This window comes from Aromatoleum toluvorans (assembly GCF_012910905.1).
GTDB lineage: Bacteria > Pseudomonadota > Gammaproteobacteria > Burkholderiales > Rhodocyclaceae > Aromatoleum > Aromatoleum toluvorans.
In genome coordinates this window covers 50,137-76,442 of record NZ_WTVN01000017.1, presented here as the reverse complement: position 1 = coordinate 76,442, position 26,306 = coordinate 50,137, and the positions used below count along the sequence as shown (strand labels likewise).

28 protein-coding genes are annotated in these 26,306 nt (G+C 68.0%); 12 read left to right on the top strand and 16 right to left on the bottom strand.

The window, feature by feature from the left end; all coding sequences use genetic code 11:
- Positions 1 to 94: 94 nt before the first annotated feature.
- From tkt to GPA22_RS12425, 3 genes are all read right to left on the bottom strand, one after another.
- Positions 95 to 2,128, bottom strand: a complete 2,034-nt coding sequence (gene tkt / locus GPA22_RS12435; RefSeq protein ID WP_169256384.1) for a transketolase — start codon at positions 2,126 to 2,128, stop codon at positions 95 to 97.
- Positions 2,129 to 2,274: 146 nt separating this feature from the next.
- Positions 2,275 to 3,150 (bottom strand): phosphoribulokinase, encoded by an 876-nt coding sequence (locus tag GPA22_RS12430; RefSeq protein WP_169256383.1) that lies wholly within the window; start codon positions 3,148 to 3,150, stop codon positions 2,275 to 2,277.
- A 38-nt stretch (positions 3,151 to 3,188) separates the two neighbouring features.
- The gene (locus GPA22_RS12425; protein WP_169256382.1) at positions 3,189 to 3,998 is read right to left on the bottom strand and encodes an inositol monophosphatase family protein; all 810 of its coding nucleotides are present in this window, start codon (positions 3,996 to 3,998) and stop codon (positions 3,189 to 3,191) included.
- Between the two features lie 155 nt (positions 3,999 to 4,153).
- Between GPA22_RS12425 and GPA22_RS12420 the strand changes: the two genes are divergently transcribed.
- The 5 genes from GPA22_RS12420 to GPA22_RS12400 all read left to right on the top strand — a co-directional run bounded on the left by GPA22_RS12420 (position 4,154) and on the right by GPA22_RS12400 (position 9,937).
- On the top strand, positions 4,154 to 4,876 hold the full coding sequence (locus GPA22_RS12420; protein WP_169256381.1) for a 16S rRNA (uracil(1498)-N(3))-methyltransferase: 723 nt from the start codon (positions 4,154 to 4,156) through the stop codon (positions 4,874 to 4,876).
- 12 nt (positions 4,877 to 4,888) lie between these two features.
- Positions 4,889 to 6,376 (top strand): polyphosphate:AMP phosphotransferase, encoded by a 1,488-nt coding sequence (gene pap, locus GPA22_RS12415; protein ID WP_169256380.1) that lies wholly within the window; start codon positions 4,889 to 4,891, stop codon positions 6,374 to 6,376.
- A gap of 182 nt (positions 6,377 to 6,558) precedes the next feature.
- Positions 6,559 to 7,875 carry an amino-acid N-acetyltransferase gene (gene argA, locus GPA22_RS12410; protein WP_169256407.1) on the top strand — a complete coding sequence of 439 codons (1,317 nt, stop codon included), beginning with the start codon at positions 6,559 to 6,561 and terminating at the stop codon, positions 7,873 to 7,875.
- A 148-nt stretch (positions 7,876 to 8,023) separates the two neighbouring features.
- Positions 8,024 to 9,661 (top strand): sensor domain-containing diguanylate cyclase, encoded by a 1,638-nt coding sequence (locus GPA22_RS12405; protein WP_246264306.1) that lies wholly within the window; start codon positions 8,024 to 8,026, stop codon positions 9,659 to 9,661.
- Between the two features lie 3 nt (positions 9,662 to 9,664).
- The gene (locus GPA22_RS12400) at positions 9,665 to 9,937 is read left to right on the top strand and encodes an oxidative damage protection protein (RefSeq protein ID WP_121427646.1); all 273 of its coding nucleotides are present in this window, start codon (positions 9,665 to 9,667) and stop codon (positions 9,935 to 9,937) included.
- 97 nt (positions 9,938 to 10,034) lie between these two features.
- Here GPA22_RS12400 and phoU read toward each other — a convergent pair whose 3' ends face one another.
- The 4 genes from phoU to GPA22_RS12380 all read right to left on the bottom strand — a co-directional run bounded on the left by phoU (position 10,035) and on the right by GPA22_RS12380 (position 13,571).
- Entirely contained in the window at positions 10,035 to 10,736 is a 702-nt protein-coding gene (gene phoU / locus GPA22_RS12395; RefSeq protein ID WP_169256406.1) for a phosphate signaling complex protein PhoU, read from the bottom strand.
- A 75-nt stretch (positions 10,737 to 10,811) separates the two neighbouring features.
- Complete coding sequence (rpiA, locus tag GPA22_RS12390; RefSeq protein WP_169256378.1) at positions 10,812 to 11,480, bottom strand: ribose-5-phosphate isomerase RpiA; 669 nt, start codon at positions 11,478 to 11,480, stop codon at positions 10,812 to 10,814.
- 30 nt (positions 11,481 to 11,510) lie between these two features.
- A complete protein-coding gene (moeA, locus tag GPA22_RS12385) occupies positions 11,511 to 12,764 on the bottom strand; it encodes a molybdopterin molybdotransferase MoeA (protein WP_169256377.1) in 1,254 nt (417 codons plus the stop codon).
- 180 nt (positions 12,765 to 12,944) lie between these two features.
- Positions 12,945 to 13,571 carry a c-type cytochrome gene (locus GPA22_RS12380; protein ID WP_169256376.1) on the bottom strand — a complete coding sequence of 209 codons (627 nt, stop codon included), beginning with the start codon at positions 13,569 to 13,571 and terminating at the stop codon, positions 12,945 to 12,947.
- A 121-nt stretch (positions 13,572 to 13,692) separates the two neighbouring features.
- Here GPA22_RS12380 and yihA point away from each other — a divergent pair, with 121 nt between their 5' ends.
- Together yihA and hemB are read left to right on the top strand one after the other, a co-directional pair.
- Positions 13,693 to 14,343: a ribosome biogenesis GTP-binding protein YihA/YsxC gene (gene yihA / locus GPA22_RS12375; protein ID WP_169256405.1), complete on the top strand. Its 651-nt coding sequence runs from the start codon at positions 13,693 to 13,695 to the stop codon at positions 14,341 to 14,343.
- Positions 14,344 to 14,537: 194 nt separating this feature from the next.
- Complete coding sequence (hemB, locus tag GPA22_RS12370) at positions 14,538 to 15,554, top strand: porphobilinogen synthase (RefSeq protein ID WP_169256375.1); 1,017 nt, start codon at positions 14,538 to 14,540, stop codon at positions 15,552 to 15,554.
- A gap of 25 nt (positions 15,555 to 15,579) precedes the next feature.
- On the opposite strand, the gene GPA22_RS12365 is transcribed toward hemB, so the two are convergent.
- The 3 genes from GPA22_RS12365 to bioB are packed head-to-tail and all read right to left on the bottom strand — an operon-like array spanning position 15,580 to position 18,147.
- A complete protein-coding gene (locus GPA22_RS12365; protein ID WP_169256374.1) occupies positions 15,580 to 16,239 on the bottom strand; it encodes a pyrimidine 5'-nucleotidase in 660 nt (219 codons plus the stop codon).
- A 7-nt stretch (positions 16,240 to 16,246) separates the two neighbouring features.
- Positions 16,247 to 17,140 carry a methyltransferase domain-containing protein gene (locus tag GPA22_RS12360; protein WP_169256373.1) on the bottom strand — a complete coding sequence of 298 codons (894 nt, stop codon included), beginning with the start codon at positions 17,138 to 17,140 and terminating at the stop codon, positions 16,247 to 16,249.
- Between the two features lie 14 nt (positions 17,141 to 17,154).
- Positions 17,155 to 18,147, bottom strand: a complete 993-nt coding sequence (gene bioB, locus GPA22_RS12355) for a biotin synthase BioB (RefSeq protein WP_169256372.1) — start codon at positions 18,145 to 18,147, stop codon at positions 17,155 to 17,157.
- Between the two features lie 78 nt (positions 18,148 to 18,225).
- Here bioB and GPA22_RS12350 point away from each other — a divergent pair, with 78 nt between their 5' ends.
- Together GPA22_RS12350 and GPA22_RS12345 are read left to right on the top strand one after the other, a co-directional pair.
- Positions 18,226 to 18,915: a ComF family protein gene (locus tag GPA22_RS12350; protein WP_169256371.1), complete on the top strand. Its 690-nt coding sequence runs from the start codon at positions 18,226 to 18,228 to the stop codon at positions 18,913 to 18,915.
- A 1-nt stretch (position 18,916) separates the two neighbouring features.
- Positions 18,917 to 19,384, top strand: a complete 468-nt coding sequence (locus GPA22_RS12345; protein WP_169256370.1) for a tRNA (cytidine(34)-2'-O)-methyltransferase — start codon at positions 18,917 to 18,919, stop codon at positions 19,382 to 19,384.
- 55 nt (positions 19,385 to 19,439) lie between these two features.
- Here the strand turns inward: GPA22_RS12345 and GPA22_RS12340 are convergent, their stop codons facing one another.
- Genes GPA22_RS12340 through GPA22_RS12315 form a run of 6 tightly spaced genes read right to left on the bottom strand, consistent with a single transcriptional unit; the run spans position 19,440 to position 22,483 of the window.
- Positions 19,440 to 20,435 carry an NAD(P)H-dependent glycerol-3-phosphate dehydrogenase gene (locus GPA22_RS12340; protein ID WP_169256369.1) on the bottom strand — a complete coding sequence of 332 codons (996 nt, stop codon included), beginning with the start codon at positions 20,433 to 20,435 and terminating at the stop codon, positions 19,440 to 19,442.
- Positions 20,432 to 20,878 carry an SH3 domain-containing protein gene (locus GPA22_RS12335; protein ID WP_169256368.1) on the bottom strand — a complete coding sequence of 149 codons (447 nt, stop codon included), beginning with the start codon at positions 20,876 to 20,878 and terminating at the stop codon, positions 20,432 to 20,434. The genes GPA22_RS12340 and GPA22_RS12335 overlap by 4 nt, the downstream gene beginning before the upstream one ends.
- Positions 20,879 to 20,884: 6 nt before the next feature.
- Complete coding sequence (gene secB / locus GPA22_RS12330; protein WP_169256367.1) at positions 20,885 to 21,361, bottom strand: protein-export chaperone SecB; 477 nt, start codon at positions 21,359 to 21,361, stop codon at positions 20,885 to 20,887.
- 49 nt (positions 21,362 to 21,410) lie between these two features.
- Positions 21,411 to 21,674, bottom strand: a complete 264-nt coding sequence (gene grxC, locus GPA22_RS12325) for a glutaredoxin 3 (RefSeq protein ID WP_169256366.1) — start codon at positions 21,672 to 21,674, stop codon at positions 21,411 to 21,413.
- A gap of 2 nt (positions 21,675 to 21,676) precedes the next feature.
- Positions 21,677 to 22,093 (bottom strand): rhodanese-like domain-containing protein, encoded by a 417-nt coding sequence (locus GPA22_RS12320; protein WP_169256365.1) that lies wholly within the window; start codon positions 22,091 to 22,093, stop codon positions 21,677 to 21,679.
- Positions 22,094 to 22,153: 60 nt separating this feature from the next.
- Positions 22,154 to 22,483, bottom strand: coding sequence for an ArsR/SmtB family transcription factor (locus GPA22_RS12315; RefSeq protein ID WP_121427662.1), 330 nt, complete (start codon positions 22,481 to 22,483; stop codon positions 22,154 to 22,156).
- Between the two features lie 162 nt (positions 22,484 to 22,645).
- Here GPA22_RS12315 and gpmA point away from each other — a divergent pair, with 162 nt between their 5' ends.
- The 3 genes from gpmA to GPA22_RS12300 are packed head-to-tail and all read left to right on the top strand — an operon-like array spanning position 22,646 to position 26,276.
- Positions 22,646 to 23,395 carry a 2,3-diphosphoglycerate-dependent phosphoglycerate mutase gene (gene gpmA, locus GPA22_RS12310; protein WP_169256364.1) on the top strand — a complete coding sequence of 250 codons (750 nt, stop codon included), beginning with the start codon at positions 22,646 to 22,648 and terminating at the stop codon, positions 23,393 to 23,395.
- Positions 23,396 to 23,409: 14 nt separating this feature from the next.
- Positions 23,410 to 24,831, top strand: a complete 1,422-nt coding sequence (locus GPA22_RS12305; RefSeq protein WP_169256363.1) for a murein hydrolase activator EnvC family protein — start codon at positions 23,410 to 23,412, stop codon at positions 24,829 to 24,831.
- A gap of 44 nt (positions 24,832 to 24,875) precedes the next feature.
- Positions 24,876 to 26,276 (top strand): S41 family peptidase, encoded by a 1,401-nt coding sequence (locus GPA22_RS12300; protein WP_169256362.1) that lies wholly within the window; start codon positions 24,876 to 24,878, stop codon positions 26,274 to 26,276.
- Positions 26,277 to 26,306 lie beyond the last annotated feature (30 nt).

Sequence of the window (26,306 nt, the reverse complement as noted above, 5' to 3'; positions counted from 1 at the left end):
CCGGAGCGTTGAAACGAAAATCACATCACAACTTGGGACTGCCGGCGCCGGCATACCGGCGCGGGCCGCGCCGGGAGCCTCGGGCGCCGACGCGTCAGTTCACGATTTCTTTCACGGCCGCCGTCACGGCGTCCGCGGTAATGCCGAAGAACTTGAAGAGCTCGCCGGCGGGGGCCGATTCGCCGAAGCGGTCGAGGCCGACCACGGCGCCCTCGAGGCCGACGTACTTGCGCCAGCCGTCGGTGACGCCCGCTTCGACCGCGACGCGCGGCACGCCGACGGGCAGCACGGCAGCCTGGTAGGCGCGATCCTGGCGGTCGAACGCGTTGGTCGAAGGCATCGACACGACGCGCACGGCGATGCCGGCTTCCGCCAGCGTCTTCTGCGCCGCCATCGCCAGCGCGACTTCGGAGCCGGTGGCGATGATCACGGCCTGCGGCTTGCCGCCGGTGGCTTCCGACAGCACGTAGCCGCCGCGGCGGATCGCCGCGATCTGGTCGGCGCTGCGGGCCTGGAAGGGCAGGTTCTGGCGCGAGAACAGCAGGCAGGACGGGCCGTCCTTGCGCTCGATCGCGTGCGCCCACGCGACCGCGGATTCGGTCGTGTCGCACGGACGCCACACGTCCATGTTCGGGATCAGGCGCAGCGTCGCGGTCTGCTCGACCGGCTGGTGCGTCGGACCGTCTTCGCCGAGGCCGATCGAGTCGTGCGTGAACACGAAGAGCTGGCGCACCTTCATCAGCGCCGCCATGCGCAGCGCGTTGCGCGCGTACTCGCTGAACATCAGGAAGGTGGCGGTGTAGGGGATCAGGCCGCCGTGCAGGCTGATGCCGTTGGCGATCGCGGCCATGCCGAACTCGCGCACGCCGTAGTAGATGTAGTTGCCGCCGGTTTCCTTCGACACGCCCTTCGCTCCCGACCACAGCGTGAGGTTGGAGCCCGCGAGGTCGGCCGAGCCGCCGACGAGTTCGGGGAGTTTCGGCGCGAACGCTTCGATGCTGTTCTGGCTCGCCTTGCGGGTGGCGATGGTTTCGGCCTTGTCGACGATCTTCGCGATCACCGCATCGACGTGGGCAGACCAGTCGGCCGGTAGCTCGCCCTTGACGCGGCGGCTGAACTCGGCGGCGAGTTCCGGGTGAGCCTTGGCGTAGGCAGCGAAACGCTCGTCCCAGCCGGCTTCGAGCGCTGCGCCCTTTTCGCGCGCATTCCACTCGGCGTAGATGTCGGCGGGGATCTCGAACGGCGCGTGGGTCCAGCCGATGTGCTCGCGCGTCGCGGCGATCTCGGCGGCGCCGAGCGGCGCGCCGTGAACGTCATGCGAGCCCTGCTTGTTCGGGGCGCCGGCGCCGATCACGGTCTTGCAGCAGATCAGCGTCGGCTGCGTCGTGTTGGCCTGGGCGGCGCGGATCGCGGCGTCGATTTCGGCCGCATCGTGGCCCTGCACGTTGGGGATCACCTGCCAGCCGTAGGCTTCGAAGCGCTTCGGCGTGTTATCGGTGAACCAGCCGTCGACGTGGCCGTCGATCGAGATGTTGTTGTCGTCGTAGAAGGCGATCAGCTTGCCCAGGCCGAGCGTGCCGGCGAGCGAGCAGACTTCGTGCGAGATGCCTTCCATCAGGCAGCCGTCGCCAAGGAACACATAGGTGTGGTGGTCGACGATCGCGTGGCCGGGGCGGTTGAACTCGGCGGCGAGCATCTTCTCGGCCAGCGCCATGCCGACCGCGTTGCTGATGCCCTGGCCGAGGGGGCCGGTGGTCGTCTCGACGCCCGGGGTGTAGCCGTATTCGGGGTGGCCCGGGGTCTTGCTGTGCAGCTGGCGGAAGCGCTTGAGCTCCTCGATCGGCAGGTCATAGCCGGTGAGGTGCAGCAGCGCGTAGATCAGCATCGAGCCGTGGCCGTTCGACAGCACGAAGCGGTCGCGGTCGGCCCACTGCGGATTCGCCGGGTTGTGGCGCAGGTAGCGGCGCCACAGCACTTCGGCAATCTCGGCCATGCCCAGCGGCGCGCCCGGGTGGCCGGAATTGGCCTGCTGGACGGCGTCCATCGCCAGCGCGCGGATCGCGCCGGTGACGGGGTTGAAGACCGGGGGCCGCACGTTGCGCGGGTTCTCGTTGCGGGCTGCCTGCATGGATCTCTCGGGCCTGGGGCCGGCTTGGAAAAGGCCGGATTATCGCCGAAAAGCGGGGGGCTTGGGTAGCGCTTGGTGCGCTGCAAAAAGCGCCAAGTGCCTGCTGGCTCAGGCCAAATGCAGGCGGGCTGCGGTCCCGGCCGCCCTCAGTTGGTCTCGCGCCGGCGCTGCATCAGCTTCCAGATCAGCGGCGTGAGGATGAGCTGCATCGCGAGGTCGAGCTTGCCGCCGGGGATCACGATGCTGTTGGCGCGCGACATGAAGGCGTCGTGGATCATGCGCAGCAGGTAGGGGAAATCGACGCCGCGCGGGTCCTTGAAGCGGATCACGACCATCGACTCGTCGAGCGACGGCACTTCGCGCGCGATGAAGGGGTTGGAGGTGTCGACGACCGGCACGCGCTGGAAGTTGATGTGCGTGCGCGAGAACTGTGGGACGATGTAATGGACGTAGTCGTACATGCGCCGCAGGATCGTGTCCTGCACCGCCTCCTTCGAGTAGCCGCGCACGCGCGTGTCGCGGTGCAGCTTCTGGATCCACTCGAGGTTGATCGTCGGCGCGACGCCGATCAGCAGGTCGACATGGCGTGCGACATCGACCTTGTCCGTCACTAGCGCGCCGTGCAGCCCCTCGTAGAACAGGCAGTCGGTGCCCACGGGCAGGTCTTCCCACTCCGAAAAGCTGCCCATCGGCAGGCCGGTGCGCGCCGCGCGTTCGGCGTCGTGGATGTAGCTGCGGTGCCGCCCGGTCGCCGACTTGCCATAGGCGCGGAACAGGGCTTCCAGTTCCTCCACGAGGTTCGCCTCGGGGCCGAAATGGCTGATGCCGCGCCGCCCCGCACGTTCGGCGACCTCGATCAGCTTCGTCATCTCGTCGCGCGTGTAGCGGTGGAAACTGTCGCCTTCGACGATCGCCGCATTCACGTTCTCGCGATGGAAGATCGCCTCGAAGGTGTCCTTGACCGTCGTGGTGCCGGCGCCCGAGGAGCCGGTGACGGCGATGATGGGATGTTTGGTCGACATGGTGTGTGCCGTTGCGGGGACGAAAGGGGGCAGGTGGCTCAGGAGTGCGCGCTGATCCAGCTGCGCCACTCGGCGAACAGCGTGGGGCTCGCCGCCGCGATCACGCCGCGCTTGATCGAGGGCCCCGCGATCAGCGAGCCGCCGTCGAGCGCCATGGCCATTCCGCCGGCCTCTTGCAGGATCAGTTTGCCCGCAGCGTAGTCCCACAGCATCTGCCCGCCATGCACGTAGACGTCGAGGCGTCCGGCGGCGACGAAGCACCACTCGAGCGCGCTGGAGCCGAAATTGCGTTGCGAGAAATACGGCGGCCGCACGGCGAGCTCGTCGCCCAGGTGGTGGCTGATGCGTTTGAAGTCGATGCCGGCGACGGCGTCCGGAAGCCGCGCCGCCGCCGACCGCAGCGGAAGGGGCACGCCGTTCAGGAACGCGCCGGCGCCCTGGGCCGCATAGAAGGACTCGTCGGTGACCGGGTTATACACGACGCCGAAGCGCGGCTCGTGATTGACCAGGTAGGCGATCGAGACGGCGAAGAAGGGAATGCCGTTGGCGAAGTTCGTCGTGCCGTCGATCGGGTCGATGCACCACAGCCCGCGTCGCCCGTCGCTCCACAGATGCGCCTGCTCGGCCGCGCTCATCTCCTCGCCGAGCACGGGGCCGGGCGCAAGCCGCGGCAGCTCTTCGGAAAAGCGACGTTGCGATTCGAGGTCGGCTTCGGTGAACAGCGTGCCGTCGGCCTTGCGGTTGCGGGCCGTCTTGAGATAGCGCGGCAGGATCACCTCGCGTGCGACGTCGCGTGCCAGCGATTCGAGCGCGCGCGCCTGCGCGAGGCGTTGCGAGGCGTTCGGCATCAGCAGGCCCCGGATGGAAGGGGGGCGCGCACGCTTTCGCGCGCGGGGCTGGCGATCGCAGGGAGGCCGGGCGGGGGATTGTCGGGAACGCTGGAAGTCATGGCCGGACCGGACGAGGGCCTCGCAGGATTGCACTGTCCTTATAATACACCACGATGATTTCGCGCTTCTTTTGCCCCGTCCCGTTGCCGCGTGCCGGCGAGATCCAGCTGCCCGAGGCGCTGGCCCATCATGCCGTGCGTGTGCTCAGGCTGCGCGACGGCGATCCGCTGATCCTGTTCGACGGCGGCGGGGGCGAAGTGCCGGCGGTGCTGCATGTGCGCGGCAAGCAATGCTTTGCCACGCTGGCGGAACGCCGCGACGTCGAGCGCGAGTCGCCCCTGCCGCTGGTGCTGGTGCAGGCGCTCGCGAGCGGCGACAAGATGGACTGGATCGTGCAGAAGGCGGTCGAGCTGGGCGTTTCGGCGCTGGTGCCGGTGCAGGCGGAGCGCTCGGTGCTGCGCCTGGCCGGCGAGCGCGCGGCAAAACGCGTCGAGCACTGGCAGCAGGTGGCGGTGTCGGCCTGCGAGCAGAGCGGGCGCAATCGCGTGCCGGCCGTCGCGCCGATCACCGGCCTGCGCGATTTCCTCGCGCGCCCGCACGACGGCGTGCGTCTCGTGCTCGACCCGACGGCCACGACGCGCCTGCTCGATGCCGAACGGCCGGCGGGCGCAGTGCAGCTTCTGATCGGTCCCGAAGGGGGATGGTCCGACGAGGAGCTCGCCGCGTGCCGCAGCGCCGGCTGTGGCGGCGTCACCCTCGGGCCGCGTGTCCTGCGCACTGAAACTGCCGGCATCGCGGCGATTGCCGCCCTGCAGGCGACCTGGGGCGATTTTTGAGGAGTCTGCACGGTGTTCGAGTCGGCGGAGCTGGGGCACAGGATCGACAAGGCGGAATACGATGCGGCCGAGCCCGAGCTGCGCGCGCAACTGCTCGATGCGCAGTTCGATCTCCTTGAACTGAAGGCCTTTGCCGTCGTCGTCCTGATCAACGGGGTCGATGGGGCCGGCAAGGGCGAGACGGTCAATCTCCTCAACGAATGGATGGACCCGCGCCACATCCAGACGCTGGCCTTCGATTCTCCGACCACCGACGAGGCCGAGCGTCCCTTCATGTGGCGCTTCTGGCGTGCGCTGCCGCCGCGCGGGCGGATCGGCATCCTGTTCGGCAACTGGTATACCGACCCGATCGGCGAGCGCGTCGAGAAGGTGTCGAAGAAGGCCGATCTCGACCAGCGCCTCGACGAGATCAACCGTTTCGAGGCGATGCTGGTGCGCGAGGGCGTCCTGCTCCTCAAGCTGTGGTTCCACCTGCCCAAGGACGGCCAGCGCAAGCGCCTCAAGGCGCTGGAAAAGGATCCGCGCACGCGCTGGCGCGTGACCGAGCAGGACTGGCACGCGTTCGAGCGCTACGACCGCTACCGCGAGGTCGCCGAGCACACGCTGCGCCGCACCAGCACGGGCGAGGCGCCGTGGATGATCGTCGACGGCTCCGATCCGCGCTTCCGCGAGCTCTTTGTCGCCCGCGCCCTGCTCGATGCGCTGCGCAAGCGCCTCGATGCCTGCTCGCACCCGTGGGTCGCGCGCCAGACCGCACCGCCGTTGCCGCCAGTGCCGGACGCGCGCAACCTCCTCAACAGCCTCGTGCTGCAGCAGCCCCTCGACAAGAAGGCGTACGAGGAACTGCTCGAACGCTACCAGGGGCGGCTCGCCTTGCTCACGCGCGACGAGGCCTTCCGCAGCCGGTCGCTCGTGCTCGTGTTCGAGGGGGCCGATGCCGCCGGCAAGGGGGGCACCATCCGGCGGGTGACCGCGGCGCTGGACGCGCGTCAGTACCGTGTCGTGCCGGTGGCGGCGCCGACCGAGGAGGAGCGCGCCCAACCCTACCTGTGGCGCTTCTGGCGTCATCTGCCGCGCCAGGGGCGGGTGGCGATCTTCGATCGCTCGTGGTACGGCCGTGTGCTCGTCGAGCGCGTCGAGGGCTTCTGCACCGAGGCGGACTGGATGCGCGCCTATTCCGAGATCAACGATTTCGAGGATCAGCTCGCCAACGCGGGTGCCGTGGTCGTCAAGTTCTGGCTGCAGATCGGCAAGGACGAACAGCTGGAGCGATTCCGCGCCCGCGAGGCCGAAGCGCACAAACGCTTCAAGATCACGCCTGAGGACTGGCGCAATCGCGAACGCTGGGACGACTACGCCCGCGCGGTGTGCGACATGGTCGACCGCACCAGCACCGAGACGTCGCCGTGGACCCTGGTCGAGGCCGACAACAAGCTCTTCGCGCGCGTGAAGGTGCTGCGCACGCTGTGCGAGCGCCTGGAGTCGGCGCTGCGCAGGTGATGGCGGGCTGCAACGTTTTGCCTTGATTCCGTGCGGACGGCGCGCCGCGCCCGGCTGCGTATTCCGCTAGAATGAATCGGCCCGCGCATGGCGTGCGGTGTGCCGCGTGCCTGCGCGGTTTCCGATTTGATGACGGTGATGACTTGAGCGGCAATTCGAACCCCAATCCCCCGGCGGCCGATATCACGGCGTCCACCGAGCGGTTCGTGGCATGGGTGCGCGGCGCTGCGCCGTACATCCACGCGTTTCGCGGCCGGACCTTCGTGCTCGCCTTCGGCGGGGAAGTGGCAGCCGGCGCGCGGGCACAAAGCCTGGCTTACGACTGCAATCTCCTGGCCGCCCTGGGCATCCGCCTGGTGCTGGTGCACGGCGCCCGCCCGCAGATCGAGGCCGAACTCGCGCGTCGCGGGCTGGAGCCGCGCTACCACAACGGGCTGCGCGTCACCGACGGCGAAGCGCTCGAATGCGTCAAGGCCGCGATGGCGGTGACGCGCCTCGAGGTCGAGGCGCTGCTGTCGCAGGGGCTTCCGAACACGCCGATGGCCGGCAGCTACATGCGCGTGACCGGGGGCAACTTCATCACGGCGCGTCCGGTCGGCGTCGTGGACGGCGTCGACTACCAATACACCGGCGCCGTGCGCAAGATCATCGCCGAGGAGATCAACGCCGACCTCGACCAGCAGAACGTCGTGCTGATCTCGCCGATGGGCGTCTCGCCGGCCGGGGAGATCTTCAACCTCAGCATGGAGGAGGTCGCCGAGGCGGTCGCCGTCGCCGTCAAGGCGGAGAAGCTGATCTACCTGTGCGATGCGCCGGGGCTGCTGGACGCGGACCAGCGCCTGATCGATTCCGTGACCGCGGACGAGGCCGAGCGCATGTTCAACGCCGGGGAGGGGCTCACGGAGGATCTGGACCTCTACCTGCCGTGCGCGATCCGCGCGGTGCGCGGCGGCGTGTCGCGCGTGCACCTCATCGACCACGACAAGGACGGCGGCCTGCTGCTGGAGTTCTTCACCCATGCCGGCGTCGGCACCGTCGTGTCGCGCGACCCGCTGTTTCGCCTGCGCGACGCCACCTTCGAGGACGTCGGCGCCCTGGGCGCGCTGATTTCGCCGATGGAGGCCGATGGCACGCTGGTGCGGCGCGGGCGCGAGCTGCTGGAGCAGGAGATCGACCGCTTCTCCGTCGTCGAGCACGACGGCGTGCTGGTCGGCTGTGCCGCGCTGTATCCGTTTTCCGACGAACGCGCGGCCGAACTCGCCTGCCTGGCCGTGACGCCCGCGTATCGGCGTGCGGGCCTCGGCGACCAGTTGCTGCGCCGCATCGAGCAGCGTGCACGGACCCAGCGGTTCGAGCGCCTCTTCGTGCTGACGACGCGCACCGCCCACTGGTTCCGCGAGCGCGGTTTCAGCGAGATCGGCCCCGAGGCGCTGCCGCAGAAGAAGCGCGAGCTTTACAACTACCAGCGGCGTTCCAAGGTCTTCGTGAAGCAGCTATGACGACCCGGTGCGCAGGGGCTCCTCGATGCGGCGCGTCCTCTGCGCGCGCGGAGACGTCGTGAGCCGACAGGCGCACCTTTCCCCGGCGGTGCTGCTCCTCGCCGGCTGCGCGGGTGCCGCGCTGGCGGGCGTAGCCGTGGCGACGGGCATGGTGTTCGGCACCGCCGGCGCGTGGTACGTCGTGGCAATCGTGGTGGCCGGGATCGGCGTGTTGGCGGCCGCCGCCCTGCATCTCCATGCAGGGGCGGAGGGCCGCCGGCGCGCGGGGGAAGAGACGGTCGTTTCGTACCTGGAATCGCTGGATGCCGCGGTACGGTTGTCCGGGGGAGGCGCGGACCGTGCGGCGGAACCGGACACGACCAGGCGGCTGGAGTCGGTCGCCGTCGGCGTGTCCCGCCTGCGCGAGATTGCCGATGGCGTGCATGGCGTCGAAGCCCTGTTCGACATGCGCGGGCGCCTGACCTGGATCAGCCCGTCGATCGAACGGCTGACGGGCTGGAGCCCCGCGGCCTGCCTCGATGCCCCCGATGCGCTCGCCCTGCTCGTGCATGAATCCGATCGCCGCTATTGCCAGCGCATGGCCCAGCGCGTCGCCGAAGGAAGCACCGGCGAGGACTTCGAGATGCGCCTGCTGCGCGAGGACGGCCGCATCTGCTGGGTCGCCAGCCACTGGCGTCCGCTGGGCAGGCAGGGCGGACAAGCGGCCGGCCTGCGGATGTCGGCGGAGGACATCCAGGCACGCAAGGAAGCCGAGTACAAGCTCCTCGAAACGGTGACCGAACTGCGGCGCGCGCAGGCGCTGCGCGAGCGCTACCTGGCCCGCTCGAACGACGAGCGCCAGCGTCTTTCGGCGCTGCTCAACGTCATCCGGCTGGGCATCCTGTTCATGGATCGCGACCACCGCGTGCTCTACTACAACCGCGCGATGCTCGACATCTGGGGCTTCCCGCCCGACGAGAACCTGATCGGTGCGCGCGACGTGGTGCTGCAGAGCCGCGTGGCCGAGCTGATCGAACAGCCCGAGGCCTACATCGAGCACGTCGACGCCGTCGTGCGCACCCACGTCGTGAGCGAGCCCTACGAGGTCCGCTTCAAGGACGGGCGCATCGTCACCGACATCGCCGCGCTGGTCGAGGCGGTGCAGGGGGGGCGCGGGATCGGGCGCGTGTGGATCTATGAGGACGTCACCGAGCAGCGCCGCACGGCCCAGCGGCTGGTCGAGCTCGCCGAGCACGATCCGCTGACCGGCCTGTACAACCGGCGGCGTTTCCACGAGGAGCTCGACCGCGAGCTCGCCGAGGCAGCGCGCCGCGGCGGCGAGGTCGGTCTGGTGGCGATCGACCTGGACGGCTTCAAGCCGATCAACGACGAATTCGGCCACCAGGCGGGCGACGAGGTGCTCGTCGAGCTGTCGCGCACCGTCGGCGACGCGATCCGGCGCAACGAGATGTTCTGCCGCGTCGGCGGTGACGAGTTCTGCGTGCTCGTGCCCGATGCGGGCGAGAGCGAGCTGTGCGAACTGGCGCGACGCATCGTCGAGCTGATCGACGCCATGCGCTTCGGATTCGGCGGCCGCAGCGTCGGCATTACCGCGAGTCTGGGCATCGCGATCTACCCACGCCACGCTTCGTCCGCGGAAGAGCTGATCGCCGTGGCGGACCAGGCGATGTACCGCTCGAAGAGCGGCGGCCGCGATCAATGGACCATGGCTGCAAGCTGCGGTGACGAATCCGCTAGAATGAAGCCCACCGAAACCGATGAACCTGATCGCAGAAGAGAGGATTGAACGATGGCTCGTATGGTCAATTGCATCAAGCTGGGACGCGAGGCGGAAGGGCTGGACCTGCCCCCGGTGCCGGGCGCGCTCGGAAAGCGGATCTTCGACAGCGTCTCGAAGGAAGCCTGGCAGCAGTGGGTCAAGTACCAGACCATGCTGATCAACGAGAACCGGCTGAACCTGATGGATGCGCGTGCGCGCAAGTACCTCGCCGAGCAGATGGAGAAGCATTTCTTCGGCGGCGGAGCGGACCAGGTCGGCGGCTACGTGCCTCCCTCGCAGTAAGGTGCCGGCCGCCGGACAATAGGCGGCGGTGAACGGAAAAAGGGATGGCCGCGGCCATCCCTTTTTCCGTTCACCGCCCGGCGAGGCGGGCTTTTCTTCAGTTCGGACCGGACGCGCGCTCCAGCGCCTCGACGCCCTCGTGGCGGACGTCGCGGCCCTTGACGATGTACACGACGTATTCCGACAGGTTCTTCGCGTGGTCGCCGATGCGTTCGATCGACTTCGCGATGAACAGGACGTCGAGCGAACGCGTGATCACGCGCGGATCTTCCATCATGTAGGTGATCAGCTGACGCATGATACCCTTGAAGATCGCATCGACTTCCTTGTCGCGCCGCACGATCTCGGGCGAGGCGGTCGGATCCATGCGGGCAAACGCGTCCAGCGCGCCCTGCAGCATCTCGACGACCATCGTCGACACGTGACGCAGTTCCACCTTGGGGACGAAGGCAGCATCCGAATCGATGATCTGGCGTCCGGCCTTGGCGATCTTCTTGGCCTCGTCGCCGATGCGCTCGAGGTCGGTGATCATCTGGATGATGGTCATGACCATGCGCAGGTCGCCGGCGGCCGGGGCGTGCCGGGCGATCACGTGGATGCAGGCGTCGTCGAGCGCGACTTCCTCGTCATTGACCTTGCGGTCGTCGGCGATGACCTGCTCCAGCAGTTCCAGGTTGCTGGTGCCGAGACCCTCGATCGCGCGCGTGAGCTGCTGGGCGACCAGTCCGCCCATCTCCAGCAGGCGCTTGCGGATGGATTCCAGTTCATTGTCGAACTGCGTGTAGGTGTGCTTGTTCATCGTCATGTTCCGGTCCCGTGGATCCGCGAGGCTAGCAGTTGAATGTGACGGCAATGTTGCAGCAACGGCCGCGGCTCAGGGCCGCGCAGCGGCCCGGCGTTCGACCCCCGATGGTGTTGCGAGCAGCAGCAGGTCGGCGCCGCGCAGCGCGAACAGGCCGTTGGTGACGACGCCGGTGATCTGGTTGATCTCCGCTTCCAGGCGTTGCGGCTCCGCGATGCGCAGCCCATGCACGTCGAGAATCACGTTGCCGTTGTCGGTGACGAAGCCCTCGCGCAGCACCGGACGCCCGCCGATCCGTGCGAGGCGGCGCTCGACATAGGCGCGCGCCATCGGGATCACTTCCACGGGCAGCGGGAACGCGCCCAGGCAGCTCACGAGCTTCGACTGGTCGCAGATGCAGATGAAACGGTCCGCGACCGCAGCGACAATCTTCTCGCGCGTCAGCGCGCCACCGCCGCCCTTGATCATCGCAAAGCCCCCGTCGATTTCGTCCGCCCCGTCGACATAGAGTTGCAAGCTGGTGACGTCGTTCAGCTCGACCAGCGGGATGCCGTACGCCTCCAGCCGGCGCGCGCTCGCTTCCGAGCTCGAAACGGCGCCGGCGATGCGCCCGCGCATCTCGCCGAGGCCGTCGATGAAGTGATTCACCGTCGAGCCGGTGCCGACGCCGACGATCATGCCGTCCTCGACGTAATCCAGCGCGGCCCGCGCCGCCGCCTTCTTCAGTTCGTCCTGATTCATTGCATCGTCCTGTCGTAAGTCCCTGCTGTGTTACACGAGTCCGTCAAAGATCTGCACCTGGACCGATTCCCCGGCCTGCACGTCGCCGCGGTCTTCCGGCAGCACGATGAAGCAGTTGGCTTCCGACATCGAGCGCAGGATCCCCGACCCCTGGGCGCCGGCGAGCCGTACAGTCTGGCGGCCGTCGACGAGGTGCAGGCGTCCGCGCACGAACTCCCGCCGCCCCGGCTGCTTGCGGATCGTCTCGGCGCATTCGACGTGGATCAGCGCCGGCTCCGGCAGGGGCGACACACCGGACAAGGTCTGGAGCGCATCCTGGACGAACTGGTAGAAGGTCACCAGCACCGCCACCGGGTTGCCGGGCAGGCCGAACAGCCACGCGTCGCCGACGCGGCCGAAGGCCATCGGTCGTCCGGGCTTGATGTCGATCTTCCAGAACGCGACTTCGCCGAGGCGGTTCACCAGCTCGCGGATGAAGTCCGCTTCGCCGACCGAGACGCCGCCGCTGGTGAGGATCACGTCGGCGCTCGCCGATGCGTCGCGGAAGGCAGCCTCCAGCGCCGGCGGATCGTCGCGCACGACGCCCATGTCGATGAGATCGCAGCCCAGGCGTGAAAGCGCACCGAAGAGCGTGTAGCGGTTGCTGTCATACACCTCGCCGGGCGCCAGCGGCTTGCCGATGGACGCCAGCTCGTCGCCGGTGGAAAAGAAGGCGACGCGCAGGCGGCGGCGCACGACGACCTCGGCGATGCCCAGCGAGGCGATCAGGCCCAGCTCGGCCGGCCCGCAGCGCTTGCCGGCCGGCAGGGCGACGCCGCCCAGCGCCAGATCCTCGCCCGCGCGGCGCAGGTTCTGGCCGGCGCGCTGGCCGGCCGGCACGACGACCTTGCCGTCCGCCGCGCGTGTCACTTCCTGTACGACGATGGTGTCTGCGCCCTGTGGAATCGGCGCACCGGTCATGATGCGCACGGCCTGCCCGGCGCCAACCATGCCGGAGAACGGCTTGCCGGCGAAGGCGGTGCCGACGATCGCCAGCGTGCTTTCACCCTGCGGCGCGAGATCGGCGAAGCGCACGGCGTAGCCGTCCATCGCCGAGTTGTCGTGTGCCGGCACGTTGCACGGCGCGATGACGTCCTCGGCCAGCACGCGCCCCAGCGCGCTGCGGACGTCGACGCGCTCCCAACCGCCGATAGGCGCCAGGCGATCGAGGATGGCCTGCCGGGCCTCCGCAGCGGTGTAGTTCGGCGAGCGTCTGGTGATCGGGCTTCCGGGTTTCTGTTCCATGGGTCTCGTTCCTGGATGCGGCGTATGCTCGTTGCGCACGGAAAGATGCATTATTGTCCGAACTTGCCGCGTTTGCGAACGCTGTGGCCGTCCCCGGCGCCGCGCGACGCACCCGGACGGCTCCGCAAAAAGAAAAGGGGTGGCGAGGCCACCCCTTCGGGATTGCAGCGGATCGCGCGCTTAACGCAGGCCGGCGGCGTAATCCGCGACCGCCTTCATCTCGGGGTCGGTCATCTTCAGCGCGATGGTCTGCATCATCTGGGCCGGGTCGTTCTTGCGCACGCCATCGCGGAAGGCCTTCAGCTGCGCCTCGGTGTAGTCGGCGTGCTGGCCGCCGATGCGCGGGAACTGGGCCGGCAGGCCGGCACCGGCCGGGCCGTGGCAGCCGGCACAGGCGGGAACGCCCTTGGCGGGGAGGCCGGCACGCCAGATGTTCTGGCCGAGCTTCGCGAGATCGGCGTTCTTGGACGAATCGGGCTGCAGCGTCTGCGACGAGAAATGCATCGCCAGCGCCTTCATGTCGGCTTCCTCGAGTGCCGCCACCATGCCGCCCATGATCGGGTTTTCGCGTACCGCCGGCTTGCCGTTCCAGCCCTTGAAGTCCTTCAGCTGCTTGAAGAGGTAGTCGGCGTGCTGGCCTGCGAGGTTCGGATTGACCGGAACCGGGCTGTTGCCGTCGGCGCCGTGGCACCCAACGCAGAGAGTCTCCGCAGTCTGTTTCGCCTTGGCGAGATCGGGTGCCTGGTCCTGGGCGTGAAGGCCGCCCGCAACCAGCAGCAGCGAGAGCAGCAGGGAACGCTTGATCATGGTGTCCTCAGAAAGCCGTGAGTGGTTGTCACAAACGCGGTATTCTATAACAGGTGGCTGGATTTGCGCGATGCAATGTGGGCCGCCCGCCAACCCATCCGCGTTTTCCCTCCCCTTCCCGATGTCGCTCTTCCGCAACGCAAAATTCGAGATTTCCATTGCAAAAGCCGGCGATCTGCCGATTCCGGACGGACCCGAGATCGCGTTCGCGGGTCGTTCGAATGCCGGCAAGTCGAGTGCCATCAATACGCTTGCCGACCATACGCGTCTGGCATATGTGTCGAAGACGCCTGGGCGCACGCAGCTGATCAACTTCTTCCGGCTCGATTGCGGCGCGGTGCTGGTCGACCTGCCGGGCTACGGCTATGCGAAGGTGCCCGAGGCGATCCGCCGGCAGTGGGTGGGGCTGCTGGAGAACTACCTGCGCCGGCGCGAGAACCTCGTCGGCCTGGTGCTGATCATGGATTCGCGCCATCCGCTGACGCCGCTGGACCGCCAGATGATCGACTGGTTCGTGCCGAGCGGGCGTCCGATCCACGTGCTGCTGACGAAGGCGGACAAGCTGTCGCGCAACGAGGCGGCGGCGACGCTCGCGGCGGTGCGTCGCGAACTTGCCGGCTTGGGCGCGCAGGTGACGGTGCAGCTCTTTTCCAGCCTGAAGAAAGTCGGCATGGAGGAGGTCGAGCACACGGTTGCCGGCTGGCTCAACCTGGCGACGGACGATCTGCCGGAAGTCCCGACTGGGGCGCGGCTCGGTGCGGCGGGAAAATAAAAACCCCGGGCTAAAGGGGATAAAGCCCGGGGCCAAATGCCTTAACGGGATTAAGGCGCCCGCTCAGGGAGGTGAAGCGGGGGACGGCTCGTCACCATCCGAACTGTCAGAGTAAACACGAATGGGAAAAGTTCCCAATCGGATTCGTTACCTTATATTTCTTGTCGATTAACTGAACTGGAGCTGGAGCGAACATGCGTCCCACCGGAATCTTTCCCGCGACCCGCATGCGGCGGATGCGCCGCGACGAGTTCTCCCGCCGCCTGATGCGCGAATCGCGCCTGTCGGCCGACGACCTGATCTACCCCGTGTTCGTCCTCGAAGGCAACAACGTCACGCAGGCGGTGCCGTCGATGCCGGGCGTGACGCGCGTGTCGCTCGACAAGTTGTTGCATGTTGCCGAAGAGGCCGTGTCGCTGGGCGTCCCCGCGCTGGCGCTCTTTCCCGTCATCGAGGCGGCGGGCAAGACCGAGGGGGCCGAGGAGGCGTGGAACCCGGACGGCCTCGTGCCGCGCGTCGTGCAGGCGCTGAAGGCGCGCTTCCCCGAGCTCGGCGTGATCACCGACGTGGCGCTCGATCCCTACACCAGCCACGGCCAGGACGGCCTGATCGACCCGGAAGACCCGCGCGGCTACGTGCTCAACGACGAGACGCTCGAGGCGCTGGCGAAACAGGCCCTGTGTCACGCGCAGGCCGGCGCCGACGTGGTCGCGCCGTCGGACATGATGGACGGGCGCATCGCGCGCATCCGCGCCGAGCTCGACAGCGACAACCGCATCTACACGCGCATCCTCGCGTATTCGGCGAAATACGCGTCGAGCTTCTACGGGCCGTTCCGCGACGCGGTCGGTTCGGCCGGCAACCTCGGCAAGGGCAACAAGTACACCTACCAGATGGACCCGGCGAACACCGACGAGGCGATCCGCGAGGTTGCGCTCGACATCGCCGAGGGCGCCGACATGTTCATGGTCAAGCCCGGCATGCCTTACCTCGACATCGTGCGCCGCGTGAAGACCGAGCTGCAGGTGCCGACCTACGCCTACCAGGTGAGCGGCGAGTACGCGATGCTGAAGGCGGCGATCGCCAACGGCTGGCTGGCGGAGGAGGCGTGCGTGATGGAGGCGCTGCTGTCGTTCAAGCGTGCCGGCGCCGACGGCATCCTGACCTATTTCGCGCTCGATGCGGCGCGCTGGCTGAAGGCGGGCAACTGAGGGCCGTGAACCCGCCCCGGTGAGCTCACCGGGGCAGCAACCGGCCGGCCGCGCGGCGCAGATCGAGAATCGAGGCGATCCGCACGTCCACGTAGGCCGGCTTTTTCACGCCCCGCCCGACCAGCACCGTCCTCATGCCCAGCCGGCGGGCGGTGCGCAGGTTCTCCGCCGAATCCTCGACCAGGATGCAGCGCTGCGGCAGCAGCTGGAGGTCGTGCAGCAGGTGGCGGAAGGCGTGCGTCTGCGGCTTGGGGTGGAAGCGCATCTGCTCGATGCCATACACGTCGCTGAAATGCCTGCGGATCCCCATCGCGTCCAGCACGGCCCCGGCATAGCCTTGCGGGCCGTTGGAGAACACGATCTTGCGCCCCGGCAGGCGGCGCAGCAGCGCGCCGAGGGCGCGGTCGAAGACCATCATCTCGTGCAGGCGCTCGAACCGATGCGTTTCCCTGAGGAAATGATGCGGATCGACGCCGTGGTGGCGCATGAGCCCCGTCAGCGTGGCGCCGTAGCGCCGCCAGTAGCGCACGCGCAGGGCGTTGGCGTCCTCGTCGCTGAGCGCCAGGTGCCGCGCGACGTAGGCGGTCATGCTGACGTTGATGTGCGGGAAGATGTGCGCGCTGGCGTTGTGCAGCGTGTTGTCGAGGTCGAAGAGCCACACCGGCCCGGTCGCGGAATGGTTCACCTGCCGGTCAGGACTTTCCCGGTCGCGGCTGGAAGCGGATGACCGAGCGGCCGTCTTCCGTCGTCTTCGGTTGGGCTTTCCACGCGTGCCCCTGCACGATCTCGAAGGTCGCGGGCAGGCGGCCGTCGGCGCGCATGGCTTCCAGCGCCTGCCGGGCGGCTTCCCAGCCGCCCTTGCCCGACAGGCCGCGCGGCCGTGCGGTGCTTGCATTCGCGCAGCCCGACAGGCGCAGGTCGCGCAGCAGCTCGTCGAGGTCGGCGTAGGTCAGGGTCAGCACTTCCATGTCCATGACCGGGTCGGAGAAGCCGGCCTGCACCAGCGCGTCGCCGAGGTCGTGCATGTCGATGAAGCGGTGCACACGCTCGCCCTGCGAGGCAGGCAGCGCTGCGCGCAGCTCGCGCAGTGTGTCCGGGCCCAGCGACGAGAACATCAGCATGCCGTCGACCTCCAGCACGCGGTGCATCTCGCGCAGCGCGGGGAGGGGATCGGCGAGCCAGTTGAGCATCAGGTTGGACCACACCAGCGACATGCTGCCGCGCGCGAAGGGCAGGGCCGCGGCATCGGCGCAGGCGAGCGACGGCCCTTGTGGGCGCCCGAGTGTGCGCAGGCGGCCGAGCAGGCTGCGCGAACCGCGTGCGCGTGCTAGCATCGGCAGCGCGAAGTCCGCGCCGACGCGCTGCGCCGAGGGAAAGCGCCGTCCGAGTGCGTCGAAATCCGCCCCGGTGCCGCAGCCGAGGTCGAGAATGCGCCTGGGGTCGATGCGGATGTATTCGAGCCGCTCGTCCATGCGCCGTGCGACTTCGCGCGCGAGCACGGCAACCTCGTCGCAACTTGCCGCCGCGCGCCCGAAGCGCCGGATCAGGAGTTTGCGGTCGAGCGCGAAGTCGGCTTCGCCGGCCATCCCTTGCGGACCGCTCAGATCGGACGCAGGCCGAGGCGGGCGAACAGGGTTTCGTCGCGGTCGGCTTCCGGGTTGTCCGTCGTGAGCAGGCGGTCGCCGTAGAAGATCGAGTTCGCGCCGGCCATGAAGCACAGCGCCTGCATCTCGTCGCTCATCTGCTCGCGACCGGCGGACAGGCGCACGAAGCTGCCCGGCATCATGATGCGCGCAGCGGCGATCGTGCGCACGAACTCGAAGGGATCGAGCTTCTCGGCATCTGCCAGCGGCGTGCCGGGGATCGCGACGAGGTTGTTGATCGGCACCGACTCCGGCGGACGATCCATGTTCGCCAACTGCACGAGCAGGCCGGCGCGGCCGCTACGGCCTTCGCCCATGCCGATGATGCCGCCGGAACAGACGTTGATGCCGGCATTGCGTACCTGGTCGAGGGTGTCGAGGCGGTCGGCGAGGGTGTGCGTCGTGATGACCTTGTCGTAGTACTCGGGCGCCGTGTCGACGTTGTGGTTGTAGTAGTCGAGGCCCGCGTCCTTGAGCTGCTGCGCCTGCTCACCCTTGAGCATGCCCAGGGTCACGCAGGTCTCCATGCCGAGCGCCTTGACCTCGCGCACCATCGCGAGGACGGTTTCCATCTCGCGCTCCTTGGGGCCCTTCCATGCGGCGCCCATGCAGAAGCGGCTGGCGCCCTTGGCCTTGGCGGCCTTTGCCTTCTCGACCACTTCGGCCACGGCCATCAGCTGCTGGCGGTCCAGTCCGGTCCGGTAGCGGGCCGACTGCGAGCAATAGCTGCAGTCCTCGGAGCAGCCGCCGGTCTTGATCGACAGCAGCGTCGAGCGCTGCACCGCGTTGGGGTCGAAGTGCTCGCGGTGCACCTGCTGGGCGCGGAAGACAAGGTCCATGAACGGCAGTTCGAACAATGCTTCGGCCTCGGCGACGGTCCATTTCCTGCGATCGGCGGCGTGGGCGGCGGGCTGGGTGTCGAGGTTGCGGCACGCAGAAGTCATTGTCATGAAAGCGGTTCCGGGATGTAATGCGAAGCCTCCCATATTCGTCCATTCGGGAAAAACTTGTCAAACGTACCTTACCGTATGGGGACGCTGTCGCGCCTGCTGGCGGCACGGCTCATGCCGAACGACTGCTTCGTGTGCGGGCAGGATGCAGGCCCCGCGCTGCTTTGCGGGCCTTGCCGGGCGGACTTGCCGCAAGTTTCGGAAGCGTGTCCGGTGTGCGCGATCCCGGTGCAGGACGGGCTGGTCTGCGGTAGCTGCCAGCGCACGACGCCCGCCTTCGACGCGACGGTCGCGGCCCTGCCGTATGTGTTTCCGGCCGACCGGCTCGTGCAGGCCCTGAAGTACGGGAACCGGCTCGCGTTGGCGCCCTTCCTGGCGAGCCTGCTGGAGGCTTTCGCGCCGCCGGACGAGGACGCGATCGTGGTGCCGATGCCCCTCCATTCCCGCCGGCTGCGCGAACGCGGCTTCAATCAGGCGGCCGAGATCGCGCGCCCGCTAGCGCGCGCGTGGGGGCTTCGGTTCGACGCCGCCGCGGTCGAGCGGGTCCGCGATACGCCGCCGCAGGCGTCCTTGCCGTGGCTCGAGCGCCGGCTCAACCTGCGCGGTGCGTTTCGCTGCCGGGGCGAATTCGCGGGCAGGACGGTCGTCGTGGTCGATGACGTGATGACCACCGGGGCAACGCTCGACGAGCTGGCGCGCACGTTAAAATCGCGCGGTGCGGCCCGCGTCGTGAACCGGGTCGTTGCGCGTACTCCCTTGCCTGCCTGAAATGCTCGATATCGTCCTGTACCAGCCCGAAATTCCGCCCAATACGGGCAACTCCATCCGATTGGCCGCCAATACCGGTGCCCATCTGCATCTCGTCCGCCCGCTCGGCTTCGATCTCTCCGACCGGCAGCTGGCGCGGGCGGGGCTCGATTACCATGACCTCGCGCGTGTCAGCGTCCATGACGACTGGGAGGCCTGCCGGCGAGCGCTGGCGGGGCGGCGCATGTTCGCGCTGAGCACGAAGGGCGCGCAGCGCTACGATCGTGTCGAATACCGCGAGGGCGATGTGCTGCTGTTCGGGCGCGAAACGAGCGGCCTGCCGGCCGACGTGCTGGCCTCGCTGCCCGAAGGCAACACGCTGCGCATTCCGATGTGCCCGTCGAATCGCAGCGTGAACCTGTCGAACGCCGTGGCGGTCGTGGTGTTCGAGGCGTGGCGGCAGCTGGGGTTTGCCGGCGCGGCGCGCTAGGGAACGCCGCCGGCCGCGAGCGACGGCGGGGTGTGCGGGCCCGGGGGGTGAGGACCTATTCCTGGCGCGGTTCGCGCGACAGGAGCTGTTCGACCACTTCGCGCGGTCCGAGGCGGTTGTCGTGGAGCAGCGTGTCGACCGCCGCGCACAGGGGCATCTCGACGCCGTGCCGGGCGGCGAGGCTTGCCACCGCGCGCGCGGTGGAGACGCCTTCGGCGACGTGCCCCAGTTCCGCCAGGATGTCCGCGAGCGTCTTGCCCTGCGCGAGCGCCAGGCCGACGCGACGGTTGCGCGACAGGTCGCCGGTGCAGGTCAGGATCAGGTCGCCCATCCCCGCGAGCCCCATCAGCGTGTCGGCGCGCCCGCCCACAGCGGTCGCCAGGCGCGCGATCTCGGCGAGCCCGCGCGTGATCAGCGCCGCGCGCGCATTGAGGCCGAAGCCCATGCCGTCGGAGACGCCGGCGGCGATCGCCAGGACGTTCTTGATCGCACCGCCGATCTCCGCGCCGACGACGTCGGTGTTCGCGTAGATCCGCAGGTGCGGTTGATGCAGGTTGCGCACCCACTCCTGCGCGAAGTCGAGATCCGACGCGGCCAGCGTGACGGCGGTCGGCATGCCGCGCGCGACCTCGGCGGCGAAGCTCGGGCCCGTGAGGACGCCGCAGGGCGCGTCCGGCCCCAGTTCCTCGCGGATGATTTCATGCGGCAGGCGGCCAGTGCCGGCCTCGAGGCCCTTGCAGGCCCAGATCAGCGGGGTACCCGGCTGCAGCCGGTTCAGCTTGCCGGCCGTGTCGCGCAGCCCCGCGAGCGGCGTGACAACGAGATGCAGGTCGGCACCGCGGGCGGCCGTTTCGAAATCGGCCGTCAGTTCCAGCGAGGCCGGCAGCGGTACATCCGGGAGGTAGCGCGCGTTCTGCCGCGTTGCCGCCAGCGTCTCGACGTGGGTGGCGTCGCGTCCCCACAGGATCACGCGGTGGCGCGCCGCAAAGGCCAGCGCCAGCGCGGTGCCCCATGCGCCGGCGCCGAATACGGCAATGCGCTTCCGGCTCAAAGCCCCCAGACCTCGGTCACGCGCACATAACCGTTTGCGCCATCCTTGTGGCGCACGGGCAGCCAGCCCTCGCTGGCGCTGCCGGTGACTTCGAGGACCACGTCCTTCGACGTCTCGAAGGCGACCGGCGCGTCGGCCGCAGGGCGCTGGCGCACGACGGCGCGCGCGCTGGTGACCATCACGGTGCGCTTGTCCGTGAGGACGCGGCGCTCGATCCAGTTGATCGAACCGCCGGCATCACGGACCTTGACCCACTTGTCGAGGCTGACGACCACTTCCAGCGGAGTGCCGGCAGCGACGATGAACAGGCGCTTGCCCTTGTCGGACGGCGAGTCGAACAGGATGGCCGGCTCGGAAACCGAGCGGTAGTCGATCGCATGCGCGCCCGCTGCGGGCAGGGCGAGCGCGGCCGCGAGCGCGACGACGTGGAGCTGGGTGCGCATCGCTGCTTACTGGATCGGCAGTTCGCCCGGCTCGCGGGACTCGGACTGTTGCTGCTGCGCCTGGTACAGGGCCTCGAAGTTGACCGGGGCGAGGACCACGGGCTGGAAGCCCGCGCGCGTGACGGCGTCGGAGATGGCCTCGCGGGCGTAGGGGAAGAGGATGTTCGGGCAGCCGATCATCGTCACCGGCTCCAGGTCGCCCTCGGGGATGTTGCGGATCTGGAAGATGCCTGCCTGCGCGACTTCGACGAGGAACACCGTGCGATCCTCTGCGAGCTTGGCCGAGACGGTGACCGTCAGGGTGACTTCATAGATGCCTTCGTCGACGCTGGCGGCTTCGGTGCGCAGCTGCACGTTGATCTGCGGATTCTCGCGGTCGAGGAAGATGCGCGGGGCGTTGGGCACTTCCAGCGACAGATCCTTCACATAGAGTTTTTCGATCGAGAAGACGGGATTTTCGGCGTTCTGGGTGTTATCGGACATGTGAGTGCCTGGAATATTGAAACGGGATGAAAAGATGAGGAAGGATCGCTCAGGCCTGTTGCAGCAGTGCGTCGAGCTTGCCCTGGTGTTCGAGGTCGTAGAGGTCGTCGCAGCCGCCGACGTGCGTTTCGCCGATGAAGATCTGCGGGACGGTGCGCCGGCCGGTGATGCTGATCATCTCGTCGCGGCGCACGGGATCCTGGTCGACGCGGATCTTCTCGATGTCCTGCACGCCCTTGCGCCGCAACAGCTGCTCGGCACGGACACAGTAGGGACACACCGCCGTCGCGTACATGCGGATCTTGGGCTGCATCGTCATTTCCTCTTGCGGCTGAGTGGTTGGCCCGCCTTCTCCCATTCGGCGATGCCGCCGCGCAGGTTGAAGACCTTTTCGAAGCCTGCTTTCCTGAGGGTGGCGAGGGCGGTGGCGGAGCGGTTGCCCGTCGCGCAGCACAGGATGATCGGGCGGTCCTTGAATTTCTCCAGGTCGCCGCTGCGCCGTTCGAGCTCGCCGAGCGGAATGTGGCGCGCGTTCGGGATGTGGCCGCCGGCGAACTCGCCCTGCTCGCGGATGTCGAGCACCTGCGCGTCCTCGCGGTTGATCAGGAGGGTCGCCTCGACGGGCGACAGCTGCGATTTGTCGCCCTGGCTGCGCGCGAAGTCAAAGAGCAGCCATGCGCCGCTCGCCGCCGCGAGCGCGGCCCAGTACCAGTTTTGCTGCAGGAATTCCACGTAGTCTTGCTCCGATTGCTTTTCTTGTCCGGGGAGGGTGAGGTGCCGCTTGTCCGGCGATCAGTTCCGGCCGGGCGTGTCGTTGCAGAACACTTCGCGCATCAGCGCGATGAGCTGCAGGGTCCGCTGGTCGCAGATGCGGTAGTACACGCGGTTGGCGTCCTTGCGGGTCTGCAGTACGGCCTTGTCGCGCAGGATGGCGAGATGCTGGGAAATGTTGCTTTGCGAGGTGCCGACCGCTTCGACGATGTCCTGGACACAGACCTCGTTCTCGCCGAGCACGCACAGGATCTTCAGGCGCAACGGATGAGCGATCGCCTTGAGCGCGCGCGCGGCGGTTTCAATGTGCTCGTGCTTGTCGATCAGGTCGATGATGGTCTTGGTATCCACGATGGCGGGAAGTACGGATCAGGCAGGTAGTATAAAATACCGCGGCCCGCAAAAGCGTGCCATCGGTGCCTTTGTGCGCCGCAGGCCCGATCCGGGCGTCCGTACGTTGCCGGTCAGGGGGCCGTGGGTCCTCGTGCAACTCATCAAACCCTCTGAGCGTTCATGTACAAAATCGTTCTGCTTCGTCACGGCGAGTCGACCTGGAACAAGGAGAACCGTTTTACCGGCTGGGCCGATGTGGATCTGACCGGGAAGGGCGTCGAGGAAGCCCGCGAGGCCGGTCGCCTGCTCAGGCGCGAGGGGCAGGTTTTCGATCTCGCCTTCACCTCGGTGCTCAAGCGCGCCAGCAAGACGCTCAACATCGTCCTCGAGGAGCTCGATGCGCTGTGGTTGCCGGTGGAGCATTCGTGGCGCCTGAACGAGCGCAGCTATGGTGCGCTGCAGGGGCTCGACAAGGCCGAGACGGCGGCGAAGTTCGGCGAGGCGCAGGTGCTCGCGTGGCGCCGTTCGTACGACGTCCCGCCGCCTGCGCTCGCCGAGGGCGACGAGCGCCTCACGCTGAACGATCCGCGCTATGCAAGCTTGCCGCGCGCGCAGTTTCCCCGCACCGAATCCCTCAAGGACACCATGGCGCGCTTCGTGCCGTACTGGGAGACGGTGATCGTGCCGCAGATCCTGGCGGGCCGCCGCATCCTGATCGTGGCGCACGGCAACAGCCTGCGCGCCCTGGTCAAGTACCTCGACGGCATCCCGGACGAGGAGGTCGTCGGCCTCGACATCCCGACCGGGCAGCCACTGGTGTATGAGCTGGACGCCAGTCTGCGTCCGATCAAGCGCTACTACCTCGCCGACGAAGGCACGATCCGCGCGGCCCAGGCTGCCGTGGCCGGGCAGGGCCGGGCGAAGGTCTGACGGTCGCGGTCGTGATGAAGAAGATCCCGCGCCCGCGCTGCCTGCGTCACGCCTTGGCCGCACTCGTTCTGCTGACGGGCTTCGCTGCGCAGGCGGCGGACAACGGCGATGTCGAGCAGAAGCGCTCCGACCTTGAAGAGGTCAGGCAACGCATTCGCGATCTGCAGAAGGAAATCGCCGATACCGAGGAGTCGCGGTCGAGTGCGTCGGAGGAACTCGCCGAGGCCGAGCGCGCGGTTTCCCGCGTCCAGCGCGAATTGCAGCAGCTCGCCGGCAACCGGACAGCGGCCGAGAAGAACCTCGCCGTGCTGGAGGCCGAGCGGCAGGCGGTCGAGGAACGCATCGGCAGCCGGCAGTCGGAGCTGGCGGAGTGGCTGAGGCAGCATTACGTGCATTGCGCGGCGGGCGGTGTTGCGCCCTTCCTGTCGACGCGCGACCCGAACCAGCTGGCACGCGATGCTTATTATCTGGAATACCTCGGCAAGGCGCGCCTCGAGCTGATCGAGACTTTGCGCGCCGATCTCAAGGAAAAGAAGCGCCTGGGCGAGTCGATCGCGGCGCGGCGCGACCGGCTTGTCGCGCTCGAGGCGGAGCAGCAGGTACGGCGCAAGGAGCTGGAGGCGGTGCAGGTGCGGCGCAAGGAGGCCGTGGCCGGGCTCGCGGAACAGCTGCGCAGCCAGCGCAAGGAGGAGCGGACCTTGCGCCAGGACCAGGAGCGCCTCGGGCGCCTCGTCGCGGTGCTCGCCCGTCGTGCGGCCGAGCGCGAAGCGGCGCGTGCTGCGGCGGCAGCGAAGGCTGCGCGTGAGCAGGCGGCGCGCGAGCTGGCCGCGCGGGCAAAGGCGGCCCGGGAGCAGGCCGCGAGCGAGCGTGCTGCGCGGGATCCCGGCGTGCCCGGCGCGAGCGGGGCGGGGGGCGCCGACACCACGGTTTCTCCCGCTGTCGCGGCCGAAGCCAAACCGGCACGGACGGCCCAGGCCCGCTCCGAGCCCGTCGTCGGCGAGATCCGGCAGTCCGCCGGGCCGACTCCGACGGGCGTCAGCTTCGCGCAGCTGCGCGGGAAGATGAGATTTCCCGTGCGCGGAGAACTCCTCGGCCGCTTTGGCGCTCCAAGGGCGGAAGGCGGGACGACGTGGCGCGGCGTCTTCATCCGGGCGGCGGGAGGGACACAGGTGCGCGCCGTGGCAGCGGGGGAGGTGGTCTTTTCGGACTGGCTGCGCGGGTATGGCAACCTCATCATCGTGGACCACGGTGGCGACTACCTGACCATCTACGGCAACAACGATGCGCTGTTGAAGCAGCTCGGCGACAACATCGCCGGCGGCGACGCGATCGCCAGCGTGGGCACCAGCGGAGGCGGCAGTGATTCGGGTTTATACTTTGAAATCCGACACCGGGGTCAGCCGCTCGATCCGCTGAAGTGGGTGCAGGTCAATTAGATGTTCCGGCGTGAGCCGGGCGATGTTTCCTCGATGGAGTGCTCATGCGCAACAAGCTTCAGAAAGCAGGATTGGTGATGACCGGCGTGGTCGCCGGCGTGCTGATCAGCCTCAATTTCTCCGCCAGTGCCGACAAGGCCGCGCAGGCACCGCTGCCGGTGGAAGAGCTGCGTGCATTTGCCGACGTCTTCAACGCGATCAAGCAGGGTTACGTCGAACCCGTCGAGGACAAGAAGCTCATCAATCACGCCATCAGCGGCATGCTGAGCGGCCTCGATCCGCACTCCGCCTATCTCGACGCGGAAGCGTACAAGGAACTGCAGGTCGGCACGCACGGCGAGTTCGGCGGGCTGGGCATCGAGGTCGGCATGGAAGACGGCTTCGTCAAGGTGATCTCGCCGATCGAGGACACGCCGGCCTATCGTGCCGGCGTCAAGGCGGGCGACCTCATCGTCAAGCTCGACGACACGCCGGTCAAGGGCATGAACCTCAATGACGCGGTCAAGCGCATGCGCGGCAAGCCGAAGACCGACATCACGCTGACCATCGCGCGCAAGGGCGAGCAGAAGCCCATCGTGCTGAAGCTCACCCGCGAAGTGATCAAGGTGCAGAGCGTCAAGTCGAAGGTCGTCGAGCCGGGCTATGGCTACGTGCGCGTCGCACAGTTCCAGGAGAACACCGCGCAGGCGGTGGTCGAGCACCTCGGCAAGATGGCCAAGGGCAACAGCCTCAAGGGCCTCGTGCTCGACCTGCGCAACGACCCGGGCGGCCTGCTGCATGGTGCCGTCGGCGTGGCGGCGGCCTTCCTGCCGTCCAATACGCTGGTGGTGTCGACGGACGGCCGTACCGAGGACGCGAAGCGCGAATACCGCGCCAGCCCCGAGGATTACCTGCGCGGCACGCGCGATGATTTCCTCAAGGCGCTGCCGGGGGGGGCTCGCACGCTGCCGATGGTGGTGCTGGTCAATGGCGGTTCCGCGTCGGCCTCCGAGATCGTTGCCGGTGCGCTGCAGGATCACAAGCGTGCGGTGGTGATGGGGACGCAGACCTTTGGCAAGGGCTCGGTCCAGACCATCCTGCCGCTCAACAGCAACACCGCCATCAAGCTGACGACGGCGCGTTACTACACGCCGAGCGGTCGTTCGATCCAGGCCAAGGGCATCGAGCCGGATATCGTCGTAGAGGAGAGCGCGAACGGTTCCTCGCGTCGCCTGCGCGAGGCCGACCTCGACGGGCATCTGGGCAACGACAAGGATCCGGATGCCGAGCGCAAGACCAAGGCGGCGACCCAGCAGCAACCCGCGGGCGAAGGCAGCAAGGCGCCGGCCGGCGACGACGAGGCCGCGTCGCCCCATCGTTTCGAATTCGCCGGCAAGGACGACTACCAGCTTGGCCAGGCGCTGAATCTTCTCAAGGGCCTGCAGATCGTCCAGAATAAAAAATAATGAGTCGATAATACAGAAACGGGAGGTGGC

Coding starts and splice junctions, on each gene's coding strand:
- rpiA (WP_169256378.1), bottom strand. CDS start 11,480: ATGAATCAGGACGAACTGAAGAAGGCGGCGGCGCGGGCCGCGCTGGAT.
- secB (WP_169256367.1), bottom strand. CDS start 21,361: ATGTCCGATAACACCCAGAACGCCGAAAATCCCGTCTTCTCGATCGAA.
- moeA (WP_169256377.1), bottom strand. CDS start 12,764: ATGGAACAGAAACCCGGAAGCCCGATCACCAGACGCTCGCCGAACTAC.
- gpmA (WP_169256364.1), top strand. CDS start 22,646: ATGTACAAAATCGTTCTGCTTCGTCACGGCGAGTCGACCTGGAACAAG.
- GPA22_RS12380 (WP_169256376.1), bottom strand. CDS start 13,571: ATGATCAAGCGTTCCCTGCTGCTCTCGCTGCTGCTGGTTGCGGGCGGC.
- phoU (WP_169256406.1), bottom strand. CDS start 10,736: ATGAACAAGCACACCTACACGCAGTTCGACAATGAACTGGAATCCATC.
- yihA (WP_169256405.1), top strand. CDS start 13,693: ATGTCGCTCTTCCGCAACGCAAAATTCGAGATTTCCATTGCAAAAGCC.
- GPA22_RS12300 (WP_169256362.1), top strand. CDS start 24,876: ATGCGCAACAAGCTTCAGAAAGCAGGATTGGTGATGACCGGCGTGGTC.
- hemB (WP_169256375.1), top strand. CDS start 14,538: ATGCGTCCCACCGGAATCTTTCCCGCGACCCGCATGCGGCGGATGCGC.
- tkt (WP_169256384.1), bottom strand. CDS start 2,128: ATGCAGGCAGCCCGCAACGAGAACCCGCGCAACGTGCGGCCCCCGGTC.
- GPA22_RS12305 (WP_169256363.1), top strand. CDS start 23,410: ATGAAGAAGATCCCGCGCCCGCGCTGCCTGCGTCACGCCTTGGCCGCA.
- bioB (WP_169256372.1), bottom strand. CDS start 18,147: ATGACAATGACTTCTGCGTGCCGCAACCTCGACACCCAGCCCGCCGCC.
- GPA22_RS12345 (WP_169256370.1), top strand. CDS start 18,917: ATGCTCGATATCGTCCTGTACCAGCCCGAAATTCCGCCCAATACGGGC.
- GPA22_RS12420 (WP_169256381.1), top strand. CDS start 4,154: ATGATTTCGCGCTTCTTTTGCCCCGTCCCGTTGCCGCGTGCCGGCGAG.
- GPA22_RS12430 (WP_169256383.1), bottom strand. CDS start 3,150: ATGTCGACCAAACATCCCATCATCGCCGTCACCGGCTCCTCGGGCGCC.
- grxC (WP_169256366.1), bottom strand. CDS start 21,674: ATGCAGCCCAAGATCCGCATGTACGCGACGGCGGTGTGTCCCTACTGT.
- GPA22_RS12405 (WP_246264306.1), top strand. CDS start 8,024: ATGGTGTTCGGCACCGCCGGCGCGTGGTACGTCGTGGCAATCGTGGTG.
- GPA22_RS12335 (WP_169256368.1), bottom strand. CDS start 20,878: ATGCGCACCCAGCTCCACGTCGTCGCGCTCGCGGCCGCGCTCGCCCTG.
- GPA22_RS12360 (WP_169256373.1), bottom strand. CDS start 17,140: ATGGCCGGCGAAGCCGACTTCGCGCTCGACCGCAAACTCCTGATCCGG.
- GPA22_RS12400 (WP_121427646.1), top strand. CDS start 9,665: ATGGCTCGTATGGTCAATTGCATCAAGCTGGGACGCGAGGCGGAAGGG.
- GPA22_RS12425 (WP_169256382.1), bottom strand. CDS start 3,998: ATGCCGAACGCCTCGCAACGCCTCGCGCAGGCGCGCGCGCTCGAATCG.
- GPA22_RS12350 (WP_169256371.1), top strand. CDS start 18,226: ATGGGGACGCTGTCGCGCCTGCTGGCGGCACGGCTCATGCCGAACGAC.